The 21,307-nt window shown below is 63.5% G+C and carries 19 protein-coding genes; 6 read left to right on the top strand and 13 right to left on the bottom strand.

All coding sequences use genetic code 11. The features are described 5' to 3' along the window. Positions 1-19: 19 nt before the first annotated feature. Positions 20-1,978 (top strand): squalene--hopene cyclase, encoded by a 1,959-nt coding sequence (gene shc / locus SO180_RS14850; RefSeq protein WP_449379574.1) that lies wholly within the window; start codon positions 20-22, stop codon positions 1,976-1,978. After that, positions 1,975-2,709, top strand: coding sequence for a phosphorylase (locus SO180_RS14845; RefSeq protein WP_449379573.1), 735 nt, complete (start codon positions 1,975-1,977; stop codon positions 2,707-2,709). The genes shc and SO180_RS14845 overlap by 4 nt, the downstream gene beginning before the upstream one ends. Before the next feature lie 86 nt (positions 2,710-2,795). Here SO180_RS14845 and hpnH read toward each other — a convergent pair whose 3' ends face one another. Both hpnH and ispH read right to left on the bottom strand, forming a co-directional pair. Then, positions 2,796-3,944: an adenosyl-hopene transferase HpnH gene (gene hpnH, locus SO180_RS14840; protein WP_449379572.1), complete on the bottom strand. Its 1,149-nt coding sequence runs from the start codon at positions 3,942-3,944 to the stop codon at positions 2,796-2,798. A 35-nt stretch (positions 3,945-3,979) separates the two neighbouring features. Continuing rightward, the gene (ispH, locus tag SO180_RS14835; protein ID WP_449379631.1) at positions 3,980-4,906 is read right to left on the bottom strand and encodes a 4-hydroxy-3-methylbut-2-enyl diphosphate reductase; all 927 of its coding nucleotides are present in this window, start codon (positions 4,904-4,906) and stop codon (positions 3,980-3,982) included. Between the two features lie 430 nt (positions 4,907-5,336). On the opposite strand from ispH, the gene hpnN reads away from it, so the two are divergent. Next, complete coding sequence (gene hpnN / locus SO180_RS14830) at positions 5,337-7,925, top strand: hopanoid transporter HpnN (RefSeq protein ID WP_449379571.1); 2,589 nt, start codon at positions 5,337-5,339, stop codon at positions 7,923-7,925. Here hpnN and SO180_RS14825 read toward each other — a convergent pair. After that, on the bottom strand, positions 7,893-8,507 hold the full coding sequence (locus SO180_RS14825) for a DUF2147 domain-containing protein (RefSeq protein ID WP_449379570.1): 615 nt from the start codon (positions 8,505-8,507) through the stop codon (positions 7,893-7,895). The two genes, hpnN and SO180_RS14825, sit on opposite strands and share 33 nt — an antisense overlap. A gap of 124 nt (positions 8,508-8,631) precedes the next feature. Between SO180_RS14825 and hpnO the strand changes: the two genes are divergently transcribed. Together hpnO and SO180_RS14815 are read left to right on the top strand one after the other, a co-directional pair. Then, the gene (hpnO, locus tag SO180_RS14820; RefSeq protein WP_449379569.1) at positions 8,632-10,023 is read left to right on the top strand and encodes an aminobacteriohopanetriol synthase HpnO; all 1,392 of its coding nucleotides are present in this window, start codon (positions 8,632-8,634) and stop codon (positions 10,021-10,023) included. Between the two features lie 30 nt (positions 10,024-10,053). Then, positions 10,054-10,788, top strand: a complete 735-nt coding sequence (locus tag SO180_RS14815; RefSeq protein WP_449379568.1) for a DUF1444 domain-containing protein — start codon at positions 10,054-10,056, stop codon at positions 10,786-10,788. A 69-nt stretch (positions 10,789-10,857) separates the two neighbouring features. Here the strand turns inward: SO180_RS14815 and SO180_RS14810 are convergent, their stop codons facing one another. The 8 genes from SO180_RS14810 to SO180_RS14775 form a co-directional block, all read right to left on the bottom strand. Further along, positions 10,858-11,163 carry a HigA family addiction module antitoxin gene (locus SO180_RS14810; RefSeq protein ID WP_449379567.1) on the bottom strand — a complete coding sequence of 102 codons (306 nt, stop codon included), beginning with the start codon at positions 11,161-11,163 and terminating at the stop codon, positions 10,858-10,860. 10 nt (positions 11,164-11,173) lie between these two features. Further along, positions 11,174-11,455, bottom strand: a complete 282-nt coding sequence (locus tag SO180_RS14805) for a type II toxin-antitoxin system RelE/ParE family toxin (RefSeq protein WP_449379566.1) — start codon at positions 11,453-11,455, stop codon at positions 11,174-11,176. A 58-nt stretch (positions 11,456-11,513) separates the two neighbouring features. Continuing rightward, complete coding sequence (locus tag SO180_RS14800; protein WP_449379565.1) at positions 11,514-12,275, bottom strand: anti-sigma factor family protein; 762 nt, start codon at positions 12,273-12,275, stop codon at positions 11,514-11,516. After that, positions 12,272-12,823 (bottom strand): sigma-70 family RNA polymerase sigma factor, encoded by a 552-nt coding sequence (locus SO180_RS14795; protein ID WP_449379630.1) that lies wholly within the window; start codon positions 12,821-12,823, stop codon positions 12,272-12,274. The genes SO180_RS14800 and SO180_RS14795 overlap by 4 nt, the downstream gene beginning before the upstream one ends. A gap of 103 nt (positions 12,824-12,926) precedes the next feature. Then, the gene (locus SO180_RS14790; RefSeq protein WP_449379564.1) at positions 12,927-13,250 is read right to left on the bottom strand and encodes a cupredoxin domain-containing protein; all 324 of its coding nucleotides are present in this window, start codon (positions 13,248-13,250) and stop codon (positions 12,927-12,929) included. Positions 13,251-13,263: 13 nt separating this feature from the next. Then, entirely contained in the window at positions 13,264-14,202 is a 939-nt protein-coding gene (locus tag SO180_RS14785) for a metallophosphoesterase family protein (RefSeq protein WP_449379563.1), read from the bottom strand. 127 nt (positions 14,203-14,329) lie between these two features. Beyond that, positions 14,330-15,019 (bottom strand): DUF4336 domain-containing protein, encoded by a 690-nt coding sequence (locus SO180_RS14780; protein WP_449379629.1) that lies wholly within the window; start codon positions 15,017-15,019, stop codon positions 14,330-14,332. Between the two features lie 8 nt (positions 15,020-15,027). After that, complete coding sequence (locus tag SO180_RS14775; RefSeq protein ID WP_449379562.1) at positions 15,028-16,647, bottom strand: GMC family oxidoreductase; 1,620 nt, start codon at positions 16,645-16,647, stop codon at positions 15,028-15,030. A gap of 156 nt (positions 16,648-16,803) precedes the next feature. Between SO180_RS14775 and SO180_RS14770 the strand changes: the two genes are divergently transcribed. Next, positions 16,804-17,976: a M20 aminoacylase family protein gene (locus SO180_RS14770; RefSeq protein ID WP_449379561.1), complete on the top strand. Its 1,173-nt coding sequence runs from the start codon at positions 16,804-16,806 to the stop codon at positions 17,974-17,976. Between the two features lie 72 nt (positions 17,977-18,048). Here SO180_RS14770 and SO180_RS14765 read toward each other — a convergent pair whose 3' ends face one another. Continuing rightward, positions 18,049-19,671: an inorganic phosphate transporter gene (locus SO180_RS14765; protein WP_449379560.1), complete on the bottom strand. Its 1,623-nt coding sequence runs from the start codon at positions 19,669-19,671 to the stop codon at positions 18,049-18,051. 108 nt (positions 19,672-19,779) lie between these two features. Beyond that, positions 19,780-21,177, bottom strand: a complete 1,398-nt coding sequence (locus SO180_RS14760) for a UdgX family uracil-DNA binding protein (protein WP_449379559.1) — start codon at positions 21,175-21,177, stop codon at positions 19,780-19,782. Positions 21,178-21,307 lie beyond the last annotated feature (130 nt).

Raw genomic sequence — 21,307 nt, 5'->3', positions numbered from 1 at the left:
ATCGGAGATATCGAGCGAGATGCATTCCGTGAACAAGAGCGCGACCGACCGCGAAGTCTTGGAAACGAGCATTGCGTCGGCCACGCAAGGATTGCTCGGCTTCCAGCAATCCGACGGCCATTGGGTGTTCGAGCTCGAGGCCGACTGCACGATTCCGGCGGAGTACATCCTGCTGCGGCACCATCTCGCCGAGCCGGTCGACGCCGGGCTCGAGGCCAAGATCGGCAACTATCTGCGCCGTGTGCAGGGCGCCCATGGTGGCTGGCCCCTGGTGCATGACGGCGAGTTCGACATGAGCGCGAGCGTGAAGGCTTACTTCGCGCTCAAGATGATCGGCGATTCCATCGATGCGCCGCACATGGTGCGGGCGCGCGAGGCGATCCGTTCGCGCGGCGGCGCGATTCATAGCAACGTCTTCACCCGCTTCACGCTTGCGATGTTCGGCGTCGTGACGTGGCGCGCGGTGCCGGTGCTGCCGGTCGAGATCGTGCTGTTGCCGTTCTGGTCGCCGTTCCATCTCAACAAGATCTCCTATTGGGCGCGCACCACCATGGTGCCGCTGATGGTGCTCGCGGCGCTCAAGCCGCGCGCGCGCAATCCAAAGGCCGTCGGCATCGACGAGCTATTCCTCCAGGATCCGCGGTCGATCGGCATGACCGCCAAGGCGCCGCACCAGAGCATGGCCTGGTTCGTGCTGTTCCGCTCGCTCGATGCCATCTTGCGTGTCATCGAGCCGCTGTTTCCCAAGAGCTTGCGCAAGCGCGCGATCGACGCTGCGCTCGCCTTCACGGAGGAACGGCTGAACGGCGAGGACGGCATGGGCGCGATCTATCCGCCGATGGCCAACATCGTCATGATGTACGACGCGCTCGGCAAGGACGAGAGCTATCCGCCCCGCGCGACCACGCGCCGGGGCATCGACAAGCTGCTCGTGATCAGGGACGACGAAGCCTATTGCCAGCCCTGCGTCTCGCCGATCTGGGACACGACGCTGACGGCCCATGCGCTGCTCGAGGCTGGCGGCACGCAAGCCGTACCGGCTGCGAAGCAGGGCCTCGACTGGCTGATTCCGAAGCAGGAGCTGGAGGTGAAGGGCGACTGGGCGGTGAAGCGGCCCGAGACGCGCCCCGGCGGCTGGGCCTTCCAGTACAACAACGCCCACTATCCCGATCTCGACGACACCGCCGTCGTGGTGATGTCGATGGACCGCATGCGGCGCGAGCACGGCACGGCCGGCTACGACGCCGCGATCGATCGTGGCCGGGAATGGATCGAGGGCATGCAGAGCGACGACGGCGGCTGGGCTGCCTTCGACGTGAACAACCTCGAATATTATTTGAACAACATACCGTTCTCCGACCATGGCGCGCTGCTCGATCCGCCGACCGAGGACGTCACCGCGCGCTGCATCTCGATGCTGGCCCAGCTGGGCGAGACCGAGAAGACCAGCAAGCACCTGGCCGATGGCGTCGCCTATCTCCGGCGGACCCAGCACCCGGAGGGCTCCTGGTATGGCCGCTGGGGCATGAATTTCATCTACGGAACCTGGTCGGTGCTGTGTGCGCTGAATGCGGCCGGCCTCGGTCACGCCGACCCGATGATTCGCAAGGCGGCCGACTGGCTGGTCTCGATCCAGAACAAGGACGGCGGCTGGGGCGAGGACGCCGTCAGCTACCGGCTCGACTACAAGGGTTGGGAGGCGGCGCCCTCGACCGCCTCGCAAACGGCATGGGCCTTGCTTGCCCTTATGGCGGCCGGTGAGGTCGATCATCCGGCCGTCGCCCGCGGGGTGGAGTACCTGATTGCAACACAGAACCAAAAAGGGCTGTGGGACGAGCAGCGCTACACGGCGACAGGCTTCCCCCGCGTATTCTATCTACGGTATCATGGTTACTCGAAGTTCTTCCCGCTGTGGGCGCTGGCGCGGTATCGGAACTTGCGGAACACCAACAGCAGGGTGGTAGGGGTCGGAATGTGACTTTGGGGACGGGGGACGGGGGCTCCGCGGGTAATGCAATAGACCTGCGGCCGATACTAATTGTGACCGGTCTGGTTCAGGAGGCCCGCATCGCGGCAGGGCCCGGGATGGCCGTTATTTGCTCTTCCAGCAGCCCGACGCAGCTGCGGGCGCTTCTGACGGTGGTGGATCCCGAGAGCATCCGGGGCGTGATCTCCTTCGGTGTGGCAGGCGGGCTCGATCCCACGCTCCGGTCGGGCGACGTCGTGGTCGCGACCGAGGTGCTCGCGGGCGACGCCCGCTGGGCCGCCGGCCTGTCGCTCAGCGACGACCTCATTGACAGGCTGACCTCCGGACGCCGCCGCGTCGTGCGTGGCAGTCTCGCCGGTGCCGAACAGGTGGTCACCGGCCGGTCGTGCAAGGCGGCGCTCCATTCCGAAACAGGCGCAGCCGCCGTCGACATGGAGAGCCATATCGCGGCTGCCTACGCCGCCGAGGCAGACCTGCCGTTCGCCGCGCTCCGGGTCATCAGCGACCCCGCCCACCGCGCCTTGCCGGCGCTGGCGCGCGAGGCGATCAAGCCGAATGGCCAGATCGACGTGGCGACGATCTTGCGCGGCGTCGTGCGCAATCCAGGGACGCTGCGCGCGCTGGTCTCCACCGGCATCGACTTCAACCGCGCACTGCGCTCCTTGCGCGTCAGCCGCGACTTCCTGATCGGCAGCGACGGGCCTGTTCCCGAGACGATTTGAGGGGTTTCGAACCGGATAAGCGAGACATACAAAAAGGCCCGATCGAAACGCGATCGGGCCTTTTGCTATCATCGATGTTCCGCCGCTTACGCCGCGGTCGAGGCCTTCTGCTCGGCAGCGAGCGCCTCGTCGCGGCGGATCTCGGAAAGCTTCTTCTGGACCTGCTCCGAGAAGATGTACTGCGCCGGGCGCTGCTTGGAGAGGTCGATCTCCGGCGCCATCGGACCCGAGGTCTTGACGCCGCGCATCGCGACCCAGGCCGCCTTGATCGGGTTCGTCAGCGCAGCGGTGGCCGCCGTCGGCTCGTAGCCGCAATGCGCCATACAGTCGGCGCACTTCTCATACTTGCCGGTGCCGTAGGTTTCCCAATCGGTGGTCTCCATCAGCTCCTTGAAGGTCTTGGCATAGCCTTCGCCGAGCAGATAGCAGGGCTTCTGCCAGCCGAAGATGTTGCGCGCGGGCATGCCCCAAGGCGTGCACTCGTATTCCTGGTTGCCGGCGAGGAAGTCCAGGAACAGGCCAGAATGCATGAAGTTCCACTTCTTGCCCTTGCCCATCGCGAAGACGTCGCGGAACAACTTCTTGGTCTTGGTGCGATTGAGGAAGTGCTCCTGGTCCGGCGCACGCTCATAGGCGTAGCCCGGCGACATCGAAACACCGACGCCGAGCTCGGTGGTGAAGTCCAGGAACTTTGCGATCTCTTCCGCCGGATGGCCATCGAAGATGGTGGCATTGACGTTGACCGTGAAGCCGCGCGCCTTCGCCGCCTTGATCGCGGACACGGCGCGGTCGAACACGCCCTTCTGCGACACTGCCTTGTCGTGGTGATCCTTCAAGCCGTCCAGATGCACCGAGAAGAACAGGTACGGGGAGGGCTCGAACAGGTCGAGCTTCTTCTCGAGCAGAAGCGCGTTGGTGCAGAGCGAGACGAATTTCTTGCGCGCCACGAGGCCGCGCACGATCTCGCCGATCTCCTTGTGGATGAGCGGCTCGCCGCCGGGAATCGCCACCATCGGCGCGCCGCACTCGTCGGCGGCGTCCCAACACTCCTGCGCCGTCATGCGGCGGTTGAGGATCGCGTCCGGGTAGTCGATCTTGCCGCAACCGACGCAGGCGAGGTTGCAGCGGAACAGCGGCTCCAGCATCAGCACGAGCGGATAGCGTTTGCGGCCAAGCAGTTTCTGCTTGAGCAAATAGCCGCCGATACGCATTTCCTTGAAGAAGGGTATTGCCATCACACGTTTCTTTCTGGGCTTGGAATTCAGGTAGGTCAGCTTGCGGCGAGTTCCGCCGGAAGCCGGAATTCGATGTTTTCCTCGCGACCCGGGAGCACCGAGACCGAGACCGGTCCGATCCGTCGCAGGGCTTCGATCACGTCATCCACGAGAACCTCAGGTGCCGAGGCGCCGGCTGTGATGCCGACGGTCTTGGCGTCTTTCAACCATTCCGGATTTAGCACGCTGCCATCGGCGACCAGATAACTCGCCACGCCGGCCTCAGTGCCGATTTCGCGGAGCCGGTTCGAGTTGGAACTGTTGGCAGCGCCCACCACCAAGATCACGTCGACCAGCTTACTCAAGTCCCTTACCGCAGATTGGCGGTTCTGTGTCGCATAGCAGATATCCCGGATGTCGGGGCCTTGAATATCTGTAAAACGGGCCTGGAGGGCCGCGATAATGTCCCTGGTGTCGTCCACCGAGAGCGTGGTCTGGGTGATGTAGGCCACCGGCCGATCCGCCGGCAGGGTCAGGGCCTTAACCTCCTCGACGCTCTGGACCAGCAAAACGGGGCCTGGAACCTGACCCATGGTTCCCTCGACCTCGGGATGGCCGGCATGGCCGATCAGTATCAGGGTACGGCCCTTGGAGATGTAGCGCTTCCCCTGGTTGTGAACTTTCGTGACCAAGGGACAGGTCGCATTCAGCACAGGAAGGTCGCGCGCGGCAGCCTCTTCCTCGACGCTGCGGGCCACGCCATGGGCGCTGAAAACGGTCATCGATTTCGCCGGAACCTCGGACAGCTCCTCGACGAAGATTGCGCCCTTCTTCTTCAAGCTCTCGACGACGTATTTGTTGTGCACGATCTCGTGGCGCACATAGACGGGCGGGCCGTACTTCTCGAGCGCCCGCTCCACGATCTCGATGGCACGCACCACGCCGGCACAAAAGCCGCGCGGCTGCGCTAGATAAACTTCCATAGGACGCCCATTACGCAAGTTGCACCAAATCCGTTCAGTTGTCCCCGGCGGCCCCCGATACATGCCAATAGTGCAATATCCGCACCATTGGTTCCGCATCAGCGGTAGCAGCCCACCCGTCCGTTTGGCCCCAAGCGCATGGAGGCACATAGGCCTTGTGTCAAAAAAACGGGCGCGAGGAAAGGTGGATCGCGTGCTCAGTTCCATTAACGGTATTATGATGCTGCAAGGTTAAGGCAACGGTCTCACCCCTTCGTCACTTTACCGCCTCAACTGGCCGTCTATACCGCCCGCGCGACCATTGACTTCCGTCAATTCCTCGAACCTCCCGACGGGTCAAACCGCCCAAAACAGCGATAGGTTTCGCGGGGGAACTCCGATAAACAGCGGGCGTTTCCGGCAAGCTGTTTTAAAGCCAGAAAGAGAAGATGTGCTGCAAAGTATAGTCGTTGCGATCGTCCGAGCCTGCACCCGATTTGCCACCCTCGTCGTCGTCGCCGGGCTCCTGCTGGCGGTCGGCGCGGGCTACTACGCGGCGCGCCATTTCGCCATCAACACCGATATCAACTCGCTGATCGCGCAAAATCTCGACTGGCGGCAACGCGACCAGGCCTTCGACCGTGCCTTCGACCGTGACGCGACCATTCTGGCCGTCGTCGAGGCGGCAACGCCCGAGATGACGACGGCTGCGGCCGACTCGCTCTACGCCAAGCTGAGGGACGACAGGACCAATTTCGTGTCGATGCAGCAGCTCGGCACCGGCGAATTCTTCGAGAAGAACGGGCTGCTGTTCCTGCCGACCGAAGAGGTCGGCAAGATCACCGGGCAGTTCGAATCCGCGGCGCCCCTGATCGAGATCATGGCCGGCGATCCCTCGATCCGCGGTCTCACCGGCGCGCTGGAGACCGGGCTTGCCGGCGTCAAGCGGGGCCAGGTGAAGCTCGACAATACCGAACGTCCCTTCAACCTGATCGCGCAGACGGTCGAGACTGTCCTGGGCAAGGGCAACGCGATTTTCTCCTGGCGCGAGCTCGTCAGCGACAAGCCGCTTTCCGACTCGGACAAGCGCGCCTTCATCGAGTTCAAGCCGGTCCTCGACTACAACGCGCTCGAGCCTGGCAAGGGCGCAACGGATGCGATCCGCAAGGCCGCGGCCGATCTGGATTTCCCGACCAAATACCAGGCGCGGGTGCGCCTGACAGGTCCGGTCCCGATCGCAAACGAGGAATATGCCACGGTGCAGGAAGGCGCCGTCGTCAACGGCATCGGCACCGTCCTGGTGGTGTTGCTGATCCTGTGGCTCGCGCTGCATTCGGCGAAGATCATCTTCGCCGTGTTCGTCAACCTGTTCGTCGGGCTTGCGATCACGACGGCCGCGGGCCTGATGATGGTCGGCTCGCTCAACCTGCTGTCGATCGCCTTCGCCGTGCTGTTCGTCGGTCTCGGCGTCGATTTCGGCATTCAGTACAGCGTCCGTTATCGCTCGGAGCGCTACAAGGTCAATGATCTCACGTCTGCGCTTGTGCTGGGCGCCAAGCGCTCGGCGATCCCGCTGTCGCTGGCCGCGATGGCGACGGCAGCGGGCTTCCTCTGCTTCATGCCGACCGACTACAAGGGCATCTCCGAGCTCGGGCAGATCGCCGGCGTCGGCATGCTGGTGGCATTCCTCTCCTCGATCACCGTGCTGCCTGCGCTCTTGAAGCTGCTCAACCCGCCCGGCGAGAAGGAGCCGGTCGGCTACGCCTTCCTGGCGCCGCTCGATCACTTCCTGGAGAAGCACCGCGTGGTGATCGTGGGCGGCACGCTGCTGCTCGCCGTCGGCGGCCTGCCGCTGCTCTACTACATGAAGTTCGACTTCAACCCGATGAACCTGCGCAACCCCAGGGCGGAGTCGATCGCGACCTTCCTTGACCTGCGCAAGGATCCGAACACCGGCGCCAACGCCATCAACGTGCTGACCAATTCGGAAGAGCAGGCGAGGCAGATCGAGGCGAGGCTCGAGAAGCTGCCGGAGGTGCTGCGGGTGATGTCCCTCGACAGCTTCGTGCCATCGGATCAGGCACCGAAGCTGAAGCTGATTGCGCAGGGTGCCAAGGTGATCAACCCCGCGCTCAACCCGGACCAGGTCGACGCTGCGCCTTCCGACCAGGAAAACGTCGACGCGCTGAAATCCTCGGTCGAGGCCTTGCGCAGGACTGCAGGCAACGACAAGGGACCCGGCGCTACCGCCTCGCGGCGGCTTGCGGATGGGCTCGAGAAGCTCGCCAACGCGGACGAGGCGACCCGCAACAAGGCGCAGGAGGTCTTCATCACGCCGATGAAGATCGTGTTCGATCAGCTCAGGAACGCGATGCAGGCCGAGCCGGTCACGCTGAAGTCGCTGCCGCCTGATCTGGTCAATGCCTGGAAGAGCAAGGACGGCGTGATCCGCGTCGAGGCGCTGCCGCGCGGCGATCCCAACGACAACGACACCTTGCGCAAGTTCGCCGCGGCCGTGCTCGCGGCCGAGCCGGCCGCGATCGGCGGTCCGGTCTCGATCCTGAAATCGGGCGATACCGTCGTGCGCGCCTTCATCATGGCCGGCATCTATGCGCTGGTCGTCATCAGCCTGCTGTTGTGGGTCACGTTGCGGCGATTCACCGATGTGCTGATGACCTTGGTGCCGCTCCTGGTTGCGGGCGCAGTGACGCTCGAGATCTGCGTGTTGATTGGGTTGCCGCTCAACTTCGCCAATATCGTCGCCTTCCCGTTGCTGCTCGGCGTCGGCGTCGCCTTCAAGATCTACTATGTCGTGGCCTGGCGCTCCGGCAGGACAAATCTGCTGCAGACCAGCCTGACGCGGGCGATCTTTTTCAGCGCGCTGACGACGGCCACCGCGTTCGGCAGCCTGTGGCTGTCGAGCCATCCCGGCACGTCCAGCATGGGCAAGCTGCTCGCGCTGTCGCTGGTGACCACGCTCGCCGCCGTGCTGCTGTTTCAGCCGGCCCTAATGGGCAAACCCCGCAATCTCAGGGAGTAGGCAGATGTCGCCGACGGGATCGGCGGCACCCTTCTGGGCGGGTTTTGCGCTCGCGGCGGCGCTCTTTGGAGCGGCGGGCGCTGCGGTCGCGGCCGTCTTGGGCGCCGCGCCGGTGGTCTTCGGTGAGCCCTTGGCCATGCTGTTGGCGGGGCTCGACGGAATCGGCGGTCCGACTCGGGTCCAGGTCTCGCCGCCGCAGAGAAAGCCGAGCACGCAGCCCTTGATCTCGAGCTGGTCCGTTCCAGCGGGTGTGATGGTCGACGCGTAAAGCTGGCCGTCCTTGGCGTTGTAGACTTGGCCCTCCCACTGGTCGGCACCGGCCTTCTTCTTCATGTCGATCAGAATCGCCATGCCCAGGGTCGGCCTGTTCTTTTTCGAGACATCCGGGTTGTTCTCGTCGCGGCCGCCGGGGGTCTTTTCCCAGGACACCGCGCCCCACATGCTGCCATTGCATTGCGCCACGCGGATGTTGGCGACGCCGTCGGCGACCCGCCAATCGCCGGTGGGATCGGCGGCGAGCGCCGGCGTCAGGCAGGTGTAACCGCAAGCCAGTATTATTCCGGAGTAAAGGGCCAAACGCATGAAAGTTCCTTGGCAGTGCAACATGACCTAAAGCTGTGCTTGCGAAGATGGTCCGAAAAAGGGCAAAAGGCCGCAACGACCGTTTTCTGTTGACGACACAGCCATCAACCGAAGTATGTAGCGGATGCACACTCCAAATCCAAACATGGCTCAGCTCTTTGCTGACCGCGAGGCGCAACGCAGCTCCCTGCATACGCGTCACCTGAACGAGCAGTTCGTTCGGGTGCTCAAGACCATCGGTTACGATGTCGGCTTTCAGAAGGGGCAGGGACAGTACCTCTACGACCGCGATGGCGCGCGCTATCTCGACCTGCTGTCCGGCTTTGGTGTGTTCGCGATCGGCCGCAACCATCCGGTGATGCGCGAGGCGCTGAAGAGCGTGCTCGATGCCGATCTGCCCAATCTCGTTCAGTTCGACGTCTCGACGCTCGCCGGCGTGCTCGCCGAGCGGCTGCTCAAATACGTGCCCTATCTCGACAAGGCGTTCTTTGCCAATTCGGGCGCGGAGAGTGTCGAAGCCGCGATCAAGTTCGCGCGTGGTGCCACGGGGCGCCCGGGCATCGTCTATTGCGCTCACGCCTATCACGGCCTGACCTACGGCGCGCTGTCGCTGACGGGGGACTCGAATTTCCGCAGCGGCTTCGAGCCGCTCCTGCCCGGCTGCACTTCGGTTCCGTTCAACGATCTCGCTGCGTTGGAAAAGGCACTGTCCTCGCGCGAGGTCGCAGGCTTCATCGTCGAGCCGATCCAGGGCAAGGGCGTCAACATGCCCACCGACGAGTTCCTGCCGGGCGCGGCTGCGCTCTGCAAGAAATACGGCACGCTGTTCATCGCCGATGAGATCCAGACCGGCATGGGCCGCACCGGCCGCTTCCTTGCGGTGGAACACTGGAACGTCGAGCCCGACATGGTGCTGCTGTCGAAGTCGCTCTCGGGCGGCCACGTGCCGGTCGGCGCGGTGCTGACGCGGAAAAGCATCTTCGACAAGATCTTCAACCAGATGGATCGTGCGGTGGTGCACGGCTCGACCTTCTCCAAGAACGATCTCGCGATGGCCGCCGGCATCGCCACGCTGGACGTGATGGAATCCGAGAAGCTGATCGAGGCTGCCGCCAAGCGCGGTGCCGAGCTGCGCCTCGCGCTGACGCGCATGGTTCCCGGCTACGAACTGATGAAGGAAGTGCGCGGCAAGGGTCTGATGATCGGCGTCGAGTTCGGCCCGCCGAAATCGCTGCGGCTCCGCGCCTCCTGGAACGTGCTGGAGACTGCCAACAAGGGCCTGTTCTGCCAGCTCATCACCGTGCCGCTGTTCAAGGACCACAAGATCCTGACCCAAGTCGCCGGCCACGGCAGCCACACCATCAAGCTTCTGCCGCCGCTCACCATCACCGAAGAAGACTGCAACTGGATCGAGAAGGCGTTCGACGACGTCATCGCCGGCAGCCACAAGGTCCCCGGCGCGATCTGGTCGCTCGGCAAGACGCTGGTAGACAACGCGGTGAGAAGGTCGGCGTAGGCAGGCGGCTTCCAATCAAGTGACATAGCCATGTCCTTGCATTCGGCTCTTCGTTCAAAGCAGCGTCGGGCCCTGACGGCCTATCTCTGTCTGTGCGCCGTCGCGCTATTGGGTGGATCGCTCGCGCCAAGGGGCGCCGCAGCGCAGACAAGCCAAGCCGTCAACAAGGATGCTGATAATCTGATGGTTGTCATCAGGGAGACGCCCGGTGCCAACAAGCAGGACGAGGCGTTGGAGCCGTTCGGCAAACTGCGTGCCCGACTGGCCGATGGCAAGGAGGTCGAATTTGAATTGGCGGCGTTCAAATTGCTGGGTGACACGCATTTGCGGTTCGTCTTTGACGGATCGATTTCCATGCTGAATGCGACACCACAGGATCTCGCTCGACTGCACCTGAATCCAGCGCAAGTGCTTCGCCTTGCGGTAGGCAACGTCAAGCGGGTTTATGGTGATCCCGTCGCAACGCCCTGGACCGGTGGATTGATGCAGGTCCGTGGAAAATCTCCCGACCTCAACAGCAGCTATTTCCTCGACCAGGATTTCTGGCGAGGTCTTCTTCGCGACCATCCCGAAGGCATCTTGGTCGCCGTCCCAAAGCGCGGTGGACTGTTGTTCGCACCCGTGGGCGACAGCAAAGCGGTGGATGGATTGCGTAAGGGTGTTTCGTATCTCTATTCAAGCAGTGGACAGATGCGCGTGTCGTCAGCCTTGTATTTGTTCAAGGATGACCACTGGACGGTCTTTCAGCCGCCGCAGGCCCAATGAGATCGCGCTGGCGGCATGCAGGCTTGATCTGAATTTTCTTGGACGCGGTGGATGACGGCCGTCCACCGGTTATGCTGCCTTCGGCTTGTTCACCGTCTCGATGCGATCGAGAACCTTGCCTAGATCGCGCTTGGCGATCTGGATGTCGTAGTCGTTCTGAAGATTGAGCCAAAGCTGCGCCGTGGTGCCGAGCGCCTTGGCGAGCCGAAGGGCGGTGTCCGCGGTAACGCCTGTCTGCTCGCCTGCAATGCGCTCAATTCGCGTGCGAGGCAGGCCGCATGCCTTGGCAAGCGCGCCGGCGGACATGTTCAAGGGAACGAGGAATTCCTCCCGTAGCACTTCACCAGGATGCAGGGGTTTGAGCTTCTTGGCCATCGTCGTTCTCCTAGTGATAGTCCACAATCTCGACCTCGGCGGACCCTTCCAGCGTCCAGATGAAGCATATTCGAAACTGGTCGTTGATCCTGATGGAGTGTTGTCCTTTACGGTCGCCCATGAGCGCCTCGAGGCGGTTGCCCGGAGGCGACCTCAAGTCACCTAGATTGTCGGCGGCATGGAGATAGCGCAATTTCCGGCGCGCAACCTTGATCAAGTCGGCAGGAAAGCCCTTGGGATTCTCGCCGTTGAAGACGGCCTCGGTCGTCCTGTCCCGGAAATTTCTAATCACATGGTGAATGTATCATCAAATGATACATAGATCAAGATGACATATTGCGGACGGTTGGCTACCCCTCCACATTCGCCTTCATCGCCGTCTCGAACTTGTCGACGAATTCGGCGAGCTCGTCGGCGCCGATGTCGCTGACGGCCCAGAAGTTAAGGCCGCGATCGCCCCAGCGGCGGCAGTTGAAGCCCTGCATGGTCTGGGTTTTCGGCGGGCGGTGCTCGGCGCTTGCGGTCTGCGACACGAACAGGTTGATGATGTGCTGGCGGCGCCGGTAGACCACCGCGCCGATCGCGCGGGCGTCGATATAATCGAGCCGGCCGCCGACCAGCGTAAAGCCCTGCGCGGTGAGGTCGATCACGGGCGGGGCGACGTCGAGCTTGCCGTTGAACCACGGTTTTACCGTGTGCTGGTCGGTGGAGACGACGTCGGTCAGATGACCGGCCTGAAGCGAGCGCAGATGCGCGGAGACGACTTCGGACAGGATGCGCTGCTGGTCGTCCTGGCGCAGCACGATGGCAACGAGGCCGGTGGCGGCGAGCGCCGACACCGCCGAGCCCATCGCAAAGCCGCGCAGCACCGCGCGGCGGCTCTGCAGGCGCGGCTGCGGCAGCGAGGCCTCGATGCGGGCACGCAAGCTTGCCGGCGCGGTGTAACGCAAATCGGTATCGGCGAGCACGCGCTTCATCTCGCGCTGCGCGGCGAGCTCGGCTGCACAAGCCGGGCAGGTCGCGATGTGTGCCTCGACCTCGCTGGTATGACCGGCGTCGAGCTCGCCGTCGATCAGTGCGTGAAGCAGAAGCTTTGCCTCGTCGCAGGTCATTTCGGTTGCTCCTCTTCCGCCATCCAGGCTGCGCGCAGCATGGCGCGGGCCCGGGCAAGGCGGGACATCACTGTGCCGATCGGCGCGCCGACAGCGTCTGCGATTTCGCGATAGGACAGGTTGTTGATCTCCCGCAGCACAAAGGTCTCCCTGAATGGCTCGGCCAGAGCCTCGATGAGTTTTCTGATCGCCGTCGCATCGCGCGTTCGCAGCATGTCAGCTTCGGGATTTGCTTCGGTCTCGCGCCAGATCGGCGGCTGCTCGGCCGCTTCGGGAATATCCTCGATCGCCGCGGGCGAATGCGCCCGACGCGCATATTCGGCATTGCAGACGTTACGCAGGATCGCGAATAGCCACGGCTTCATCGCCGGGCCGCGATAGCTGTCGAAATGTTTTAGCGCGCGCAGGTAGCACTCCTGCACGGCATCCTCCGCATCCGAGGCGTCACGCAGCAGATAGCGCGCGAGCGTGTAGACGTCGTCCAGATGCGGCAGCGCCGCTTCACGGAAGCGACGCGCCTTGTCGGGATCATCGCTGGTGGAGGACATCGCCGCTCGCTTTGCCTTATCGCCGGTGCCGGCTTTCGACGTGCGTGCCCGGCCAGCGTCAACCCACTGGCCGGGCAGGATGGTGATGCCTTGGTTTGAGCCGTTACTCAACCTTGATCAACCCCGTCATGTGCGGATGCAGCGAACAAAAATATTTGTAATCGCCGGCCGCCGTGAAGGTGAACGAGAACTTGTCCTCGGTGTCGAGTGTCTTCGACCTGAACTTGCCGGCCGAGACGATGGTGTGAGGGATATCGTCCCGATTGGTCCAGGTGATCGTGGTGCCGGTCTTCACTGTGAGCTCGGCCGGCTGGAAGGTGAAATTGTCGATATGCACCTCCACGTCGTCGGCGCGGGCAGTGGTGATGGGCAGCAGCACGGCCGCGGCCACGGCGAGACCGAAGTCGCGGCGATTGAGAGTCTTCATGGTCAGCTTCCGTTCAACCCTGGAGCGGCGTGTCGATGATCGCAAGCGGCTGGTTGCCTTGCTTGAAGTTGACGCTGGCGACCCCGAGCATGGAGCGGAGCTTTGCGTCCTCGACTTTCATCGGGCCGGGTGAGGGGGCAGCTCCGGGCGCGGGCTGCGGGAAGGCGGTGGAGCGCGCGGTGTGGAAGGTGACGTTGCCCTCCACCTTCTGCATCACCTGGTGGATGTGGCCGTTGAGCACGGTGACCGAGCCGAAGCCTTTGACGTATTCAAGCGCGCGCGCGCCGTCCTCGGTGCCCCAGCCCCATTGCGGATAGACGGTCCAGAGCGGGATGTGGGCGAACAGCACCACCGGGGTGGATTTCGATTTGCCGCGCAGATCATCCTCCAGCCATGCGAGCTGCTCGGCGCCGAGATTGCCGAGTCCACCGGCCTTGAGATCGACGACGTTGACGAGGCCGACGAAATGCACACCGCCGGCATCGAACGAATACCAGCCCTGGCCCTTGGTGCCGCGGCCGTAGCGGTCGCGATAGAACTTCACCTCCTCGTCGAGGAAATCATGTTCGCCCGGCACGTAGTGCACGTCGAGCTTGGTCTGCGAGATGATGCGCTCGGCATTGTCGAACTCGGCGGCCTTCGACAGGTGGGTGATGTCGCCGGTGTGGATCATGAAGGACGGCTTGGCCGGCATCGCGTTGATCTTGTTGACCGCCTCCTCCAGCGTGCCGAGCGCGTTGGGATTGGCCGGCTTGTCGAAGCCGACATGGCTGTCGCTGATCTGGAGGAAAGTCATGCCGGGCGCTTCGGCCGCCTGCACGGAATCGACGATGCCGAGCGAGCGCGGCACGCCACCCGTGATGGTCCAGAGCACCCCGGTGCCGGCCCAGGTCATGCATTCGAGCACCTTGCGGCGGTTGACGCCGTCGTCCCCGTGGTCGTGTCCGCTCATCACGCCTCTCCTTGCGCCCGGAATTGGGCTTCGGAGGAGGTGATCGGGGGAGCGGCTGGTTTATTCCGGGAAGTGATGACGATTTCGTGAGGGAGTGGCGCAAGTCCAGCGGCCTCAGATCTGCCGCTTAAGGGCTAAGCCACGCAAATGCGCGGCGCAGAAATGCCGATGCATCCGTCTCGACCGGTGTTCCGTGGGCCATCAGTACCTTTTCTGCAGGCCACGCGAGAACGCGCGTGAGAGCTTCTCGCGCCACGCGTCGGTTGGCAAACGCAATCCGGAACTTGTGCGGCACCGACGGTTCGGGCCCAACCATGCGATCCAGCTTCGCAACGGTTGCCCGCCACCCCGACAGCAGATGAGACGGAATTTGCTGGAGGAGATCTGTGAAGAGCACCGTCCTGCTGCTGGCATGAAAGAACACCACTTCCGTCGTGATTAGGTTGCCACGCACCGCGACTTGGTCGATCACCTCGGCCCAATCGGGGGCCGGTGTATCTTCGACGTCGGCATCGAAGCTGATATCGATGCGCTTCTTGCGCAGGCCGGGAGGCGCGTGGAGCTTGGCTCCCGGGTAGGCCCGCTTCCACTCAGGCAGGAAGAGGTGATGAAGTGAGTTGGGCGCGACGATGTGGCGGACTTCGCCGACGGTATCGACTGCTTCTCGCAGAGCCTCGGTGATTTTCGTGGGCGACCAGACAAACAGACTTCCGTCCGGTAACCTGATGACAGCCATTCGGGTAGGATAGTGAAATCCAGCGACCGCGACGTTGGGCCCATCTGCGATCCAGATGTCGCGGCCGAACTCCTGCAGCATCGTCAAAGCTACCTCGCATCTTCCAAAATCATCATTGCCCCTTTCTCGGCGATCATCGCGGTCGGCGTATTGGTGTTGCCCGACGTGATCGTCGGCATGATCGAGGCGTCGATGATGCGGAGGCCACTGAGGCCGTAGAAGCGCAGGCGCTCGTCGACGACCGCCATCGGATCGTTGGCCGCGCCCATCTTCGCCGTGCCGACGGGATGGAAGATGGTGGTGCCGATATCGCCGGCGGCTTTGGCGAGCGAGGCGTCGTCGTCGCCGACGGAGGGGCCGGGCAGGTATTCGCTGGGGCGATACTTTGCCAGCGCCTTCTGCTGCATCAGGCGGCGCGTGGTGCGGATGGCGTCGGCGGCGACCTGGCGGTCGTCGGCGGTCGAGAGGTAATTCGGCGCGATGATCGGCTTCTCGTCCGGCGTCGCGGCGCGTAAGCGCACGTTGCCGCGCGAGGTCGGCTGGAGATTGCAGGCGCTCACCGTGATCGCGGGGAAGCGATGCAGAGGATCGCCGAACTTGTCGAGCGAGAGCGGCTGCACGTGGAACTGGATGTTGGCGCGCGCGCGCGTCGCGTCGGAGCGGGTGAAGATGCCAAGCTGAGACGGCGCCATGGTGAGGGGACCTCGGCGGCGGAAGGCATAATCGAGCCCCATGAGGCCGCGGCGGAACAGATTGTAGTAGGTCTCGTTCAGTGTGCGTACGCCCTCGACCTTGTAGATCGCGCGTTGTTGCAGATGGTCCTGCAAATTGCGTCCCACGCCGGGCCGGTCCATCACGATGTCGATGCCGAGCGGCGTGAGCCAGTCGGCAGGTCCGATGCCGGTGCGATGCAGGACCTGGATCGAGCCGATCGCGCCCGCCGAGAGGATCACCTCGCGCTTGGCGCGCGCCTCGATGGTCTCGCCGTTCTGGATGAAGCGCACGCCGACGGCGCGGCCATGCTCGATGATGAGGCGGTCCACCAGCACGTGCTTCTCGAGCCGCAGATTGGGACGCTTCAGCGCGGGCTTGAGGAAGCCGCGCGCCGAGGACCAGCGGCGGCCGCGCTTCTGGTTGACGTGGAAATAGCTCGTGCCCTCGTTGTCACCGGTGTTGAAATCCGGGATGCGCTTGATGCCCATCTCCTCTGCGGCATCGCCCACGGCGTCAAGAATAGTCCAGGAGAGCCGCGGCGCCTCGATGCGCCAGCCGCCACCGACGCCGTGATGCTCGCTTTCGCCCAGGAAATGATCCTCCAGCCGCCTGAACAGCGGCCGCACATCATCATAGCCCCAGCCGGCGAGCCCGAGCTGGCGCCAATGGTCGTAGTCGGCGGCTTGTCCCCGCATCGAGATCATGGCGTTGATCGCCGAGCAGCCGCCGATCACCTTGCCGCGGGGGTAAGCGAGCGCGCGGCCGTTCAGTCGCGGCTCGGCCTCGGTCTTGAACATCCAGTCCGAGCGCGGGTTGCCGATGGCAAAGAGATAACCGACGGGGATGTGAAACCAGATCCAGTTGTCGTCGCCGCCGGCCTCGAGAATGAGGACGCGGTTGTTCGGATCAGCCGAGAGCCGGTTGGCGACGATGCAGCCCGCCGTGCCGGCCCCGACGACGATGTAATCGAACTCACCCTCAAGCCGTCTCGGCATTCTGCTTCCGCCCGCTCGTCCTATTTAGTCGGACGTGGATGGCCAAGACAAGCCAGCGGCCAGCCATGACGGCGAGGCAGGGCTACCTCGACTAGGTAGACGGCAGCTTGCATGGTAGACAATGCTGTATTCCCAACTGAAGGCTTGAGATCCTCCATGCCCATCGTGAACCGTGTCGCCGATCTTCAACCTGACATCCAGGCCTGGCGGCGGGACATCCATCAGCACCCGGAGCTGCTCTATGACGTTCACCGCACCGCAGCATTCGTCGCGGACCGTCTGCGCGAGTTCGGTTGCGATGAGGTCGTGACCGGCATGGGCCAGACCGGCGTGGTCGGGCTGATCAAGGGCAAGAAGCCGGCCGGCGAGGGCATCAAGACCATCGGCCTGCGCGCTGACATGGACGCGCTGCCGATCGAGGAACAGACCAACCTGCCTTACGCTTCGAAGAATCCGGGCAAGATGCACGCCTGCGGCCATGACGGTCACACCGCGATGCTGTTAGGGGCGGCCCGCTATCTCGCCGAGACCCGCAATTTCGCCGGCGATGCCGTCGTGATTTTCCAGCCGGCCGAGGAGGGTGGCGCCGGCGGCGCGGCCATGGTCAAGGACGGGCTGATGGAGCGTTTTTCCATCGACCAGGTCTACGGCATGCATAACGGCCCCGGCATTCCGATCGGCTCGTTCGCGATCCGGCAGGGGCCGATCATGGCGGCGACCGACGAGGTCGACATCAAAATCGAGGGTGTCGGCGGCCACGCCGCGCGTCCGCACAAATGCGTCGATTCCGTTCTGGTCGGCGCGCAGCTGATCACGGCGCTGCAGTCGATCGTCGCGCGTAGCATCGATCCCCTGGATTCGGCCGTGATCTCGATCTGCGAATTCCACGCCGGCAACGCCCGCAACGTCATTCCGCAGACCGCGGAGCTGAAGGGGACGATTCGCACGCTGACGCCGGAGGTGCGGGCCCTTGTCGAGAAGCGCGTGCGCGAGGTGGTGGCGGGCGTGGCGCAGATCACCGGCGCGAAAATCGATCTGCACTACAAGAGGAATTATCCTGTGGTGAACAATCATGCCGCGCAGACCGAGATCGCGCGGACAGTGGCCAAACAGGTCGCGGGCGATGCCAATGTGCACGAGATGCCGCCGCTTATGGGCGGCGAGGATTTTGCCTATATGTTGGAAGCGCGCCCCGGCGCCTTCATCTTCTGCGGCAATGGCGACAGCGCGGGTCTGCATCACCCCGCATATAATTTCAACGACGAGGCGATCGTCTACGGTACGTCCTATTGGATCAAGCTGGTGGAGAACTCTCTGGCGGCTTCGTAAGCACGCAAACCTGAGCCAAAATGAAAAGGGCCGCGCGATGCACGGGCCCTTTGTCGTTGAGTGGCGTAGAGCTCAGAACACGCGCGAGAACACGTAATAGAGCACGCCGGAGATGATCATCGCGGCCGGCAGCGTCAGCACCCAGGCCATCGCGATGTTGCGGATCGTCGCCCATTGCAGACCGGAGCCGTTCGCCGCCATGGTTCCGGCGATGCCTGACGACAGCACATGCGTGGTCGAGACCGGCAGGCCGTAGACGTCGGCGGCGGCAATGGTGGCGGCTGCGGTGATCTCGGCGCAGGCACCTTGCGCGTAGGTGAGGTGCGTCTTGCCGATCTTCTCGCCGACGGTGACGACGATGCGCTTCCAGCCGACCATGGTGCCGAGGCCAAGCGCGATGGCGACCGCGATCTTCACCCAACCGGGGATGAACTTCGTGGCGTTGTCGAGCGAGCCCTTATAGGCGGTGAGCACGGCGACGTCGTTGGCGCTGAGCTCGGCCTCCTTGTCCTTCATCAGGAAGCGGATCGCTTCGGAGACGAGGTACATGTCGTTGCGGGTGTTGCCGACGACTTCCGCCGGCACCTTCGCCAGCGAGCCGTAGGTGGTGACCTGCTTGGCGATGTCGCGCACCAGCACGGCGAGCGACGGGAATGTGCCGCCGTTGACCTCGTGTTGAGCGACGTAGTTGGTCACCGCGGGACGCGGGTTGCCGATGACGTTGTAACCGGCGGCCTTGGCCTCGATCACCTTGCTTGCGGCCTCCGAGTTCGCGACGAACTGCTCGATCTGGCTCGCCGGCAGGGCGCGGTTGAGCGCATAGGCCGTCGGCACGGTGCCGATCAGGATCAGCATGATCAGGCCCATGCCCTTCTGGCCGTCATTGGAGCCATGGAAGAAGCTCACCAGCGTGCAGGTGAGGATCAGGATGCCGCGGATCCACCACGGCGGCGGCTGGTCGCCCTTCGGCTCGCCGAACAGAGCGGGCGTGGCGCGCAGCAGCACGGCGCGCAGGATGAACAGCAGGCCGGCGGCGAGCACGAAGCCGAACAGCGGCGACAGCAGCAGTGCCTTGCCGATATTGGTGGCCTGGGTCCAGTCGACGCCCGAGGTGCCGCTGCGGCCGTGCAGGACCGCATTCATGATGCCGACGCCCATGATCGAGCCGATCAGCGTATGCGAGCTCGACGCCGGCAGGCCGAAATACCAGGTGCCGACGTTCCAGATGATCGCTGCGATCAGAAGTGCAAACACCATGGCGAAGCCGGCGCTGGAGCCGACCTGGAGGATCAACTCCACCGGCAGCAGCGAGACGATGCCGAATGCGACTGCGCCCGATGACAGCAGCACGCCGAACAGGTTGAACAGGCCGGACCAGACCACGGCGATATGGGCGGGCAGCGAGCGGGTGTAGATGACGGTTGCGACCGCATTGGCAGTGTCATGGAAGCCGTTCACGAACTCGAAGCCGAGCGCAATCAGCAGCGCGACGAACAGCATGAGGAAGGGCGCAATGCTCTTGACCTGCGTGCCGGTCGCATCGACGTCGACCCAAATGCTGTAGGCGACGAAGAGTAGCGCCGCGGCGATGATCCCCATGTAGATAATGCCGGTCAGCGGATGAAAACCGCGGTCGAGGTCTGGCCCTTTCCGCAACGCTGGCTCGATGGAGCCGGGTAAAGCAAGGTCACTCATTAAAAACTCTCCTGTCCCTGTGCTCCGATTTTGCGCGCGGCATGTGACAGGCAGTTGAAATGACGGTGCTTCTCCACCGGTATCTGCTGCGGCGCAGCGTGTGTTATATCACGCCGCCCGTGCTGATTTTTCCCGGAATCCGGCTGCGATCTTCAGATCATCCACAAAGCGCTGATATTCCAGCTCTTTTGCCTTGGGGTCAGGCAGCCGCAGCAGATAGGACGGATGCACGGTCACCAGTGCCTTGCGGCCGTCGGGCAGATCGATCAGCCGGCCACGGTTCTTGCCGATCGGCGTGATCTTGCCGAACACGCATTGCGCGGCGGTCGCCCCCATCGCCACGACGAGGCTGGGCCGAAGGGCCGCCAGTTCTCGCTCATACCATTGCCGGCAGGCACGGATCTCCGGTGTGTTCGGCTTCTGGTGCAGGCGGATTTTTCCGCGCGGCACGAATTTGAAGTGTTTCACGGCGTTGGTGACATAGACCTTCCTGCGGTCGACGCCGGCCTCTTCCAGCGCGCGGTCGAGCATCATGCCTGCAGGGCCTACGAAGGGATGACCGGCGATGTCTTCCTTGTCGCCGGGCTGTTCGCCGACCAGCATGATGGTGGCAGACTTCGGGCCTTCGCCGAACACGGTCTGCGTTGCATCCTTGTAGAGAGGGCAGGCGCGGCAGTGGGCGGCTTCCTCGCGCAGCGTTTCGAGATCATCGGCGGCGGGTTTGCGTGGCATGGGTGCCTCCGGGCGCGGGGTGATCCGTCCGCCGGTCCAGCGTTCGGCATCGGCGAGCAGAGGTTCAAGTATCGAGGCTTCCGCGAGGTTCCTCCCGCGCGGTTTGGGCGCTTCCGGTGCGATCGGCCGGTCCGGCTGGAAGTGGCGGCGCCAAGTCTCCTCCAATCGGTTTGCTGCAGGCATCTCCGTCTGGCTGATCCCCGGCGTGAACGAGATCACGTGGCCGTCCCAGTGGGCGCAGATGTCGGGCGTGAGGATCGACCAGGGCATGTCGGCATAACGGCGCGCGAAGAAAGATGCGGCGAATTCGACGATGTGATGCTCCGGCACGAACCAGGCGGCATAATGCGCCTTCTGCTCGCGTCCGATTTCGCGGAAACGGACGACATCGCGCATCCGCTGCACGTCGCGATGCACGCTATTCGCCATCGCCATGGCCAGCGCCACATCGGGATCGGTCATCGTTGCCAATAGGTCGTGATCGGCCTTCAACCGCCACAGCAGTCGATAGAGCAGCGCAAAGCGTTCGCCGTCGCGATTGAGGATCGCGACGCGTGCAATCTCGATGAAATTGGCCGGCACGTTGAAGGTGTTTTCGATCTCGATCGGCGGAAGGCTCGGCGCCTCGGACAGGCCGGGCGGAATCTGATCCTTGGTTTGGCCTGGCACGCCCCACGTCACGTCCGCGGGGGCGATGTGATGCAATGCCAGCGCGCGTGCGGCTTTGCGCCAGCCGTCGAAATCAGTCTCGCTATCGAGGGTGATGAGGTACATGGCACTTGAATCCTCTTGATTCCACTCATGAATTTGCGGGTGCGCCAATTCGATTGACTCCGGTGGCGCTGTTAGCTTTATATTAGAACATATCATGAACAAATGAGCCAGCCGATCGTTTGTCTTTCTG

This window comes from Bradyrhizobium sp. UFLA05-112, assembly GCF_053572325.1.
The sequence above is the reverse complement of the archived record's forward strand: the minus strand, read 5'-3'. Positions and strand labels throughout refer to the sequence as shown.

Excerpts from the sequence above, each read along its gene's own strand:
- SO180_RS14785 (WP_449379563.1), bottom strand. The coding sequence starts at position 14,202 with ATGAGCGGACACGACCACGGGGACGACGGCGTCAACCGCCGCAAGGTG.
- shc (WP_449379574.1), top strand. The coding sequence starts at position 20 with ATGCATTCCGTGAACAAGAGCGCGACCGACCGCGAAGTCTTGGAAACG.
- SO180_RS14825 (WP_449379570.1), bottom strand. The coding sequence starts at position 8,507 with ATGCGTTTGGCCCTTTACTCCGGAATAATACTGGCTTGCGGTTACACC.
- SO180_RS14795 (WP_449379630.1), bottom strand. The coding sequence starts at position 12,823 with ATGTCCTCCACCAGCGATGATCCCGACAAGGCGCGTCGCTTCCGTGAA.
- SO180_RS14770 (WP_449379561.1), top strand. The coding sequence starts at position 16,804 with ATGCCCATCGTGAACCGTGTCGCCGATCTTCAACCTGACATCCAGGCC.
- SO180_RS14780 (WP_449379629.1), bottom strand. The coding sequence starts at position 15,019 with ATGCTGCAGGAGTTCGGCCGCGACATCTGGATCGCAGATGGGCCCAAC.
- SO180_RS14760 (WP_449379559.1), bottom strand. The coding sequence starts at position 21,177 with ATGTACCTCATCACCCTCGATAGCGAGACTGATTTCGACGGCTGGCGC.
- SO180_RS14800 (WP_449379565.1), bottom strand. The coding sequence starts at position 12,275 with ATGACCTGCGACGAGGCAAAGCTTCTGCTTCACGCACTGATCGACGGC.
- hpnH (WP_449379572.1), bottom strand. The coding sequence starts at position 3,944 with ATGGCAATACCCTTCTTCAAGGAAATGCGTATCGGCGGCTATTTGCTC.
- SO180_RS14815 (WP_449379568.1), top strand. The coding sequence starts at position 10,054 with ATGTCCTTGCATTCGGCTCTTCGTTCAAAGCAGCGTCGGGCCCTGACG.
- SO180_RS14765 (WP_449379560.1), bottom strand. The coding sequence starts at position 19,671 with ATGAGTGACCTTGCTTTACCCGGCTCCATCGAGCCAGCGTTGCGGAAA.
- SO180_RS14775 (WP_449379562.1), bottom strand. The coding sequence starts at position 16,647 with ATGCCGAGACGGCTTGAGGGTGAGTTCGATTACATCGTCGTCGGGGCC.
- hpnO (WP_449379569.1), top strand. The coding sequence starts at position 8,632 with ATGCACACTCCAAATCCAAACATGGCTCAGCTCTTTGCTGACCGCGAG.
- SO180_RS14790 (WP_449379564.1), bottom strand. The coding sequence starts at position 13,250 with ATGAAGACTCTCAATCGCCGCGACTTCGGTCTCGCCGTGGCCGCGGCC.
- SO180_RS14810 (WP_449379567.1), bottom strand. The coding sequence starts at position 11,163 with ATGGCCAAGAAGCTCAAACCCCTGCATCCTGGTGAAGTGCTACGGGAG.
- ispH (WP_449379631.1), bottom strand. The coding sequence starts at position 4,906 with ATGGAAGTTTATCTAGCGCAGCCGCGCGGCTTTTGTGCCGGCGTGGTG.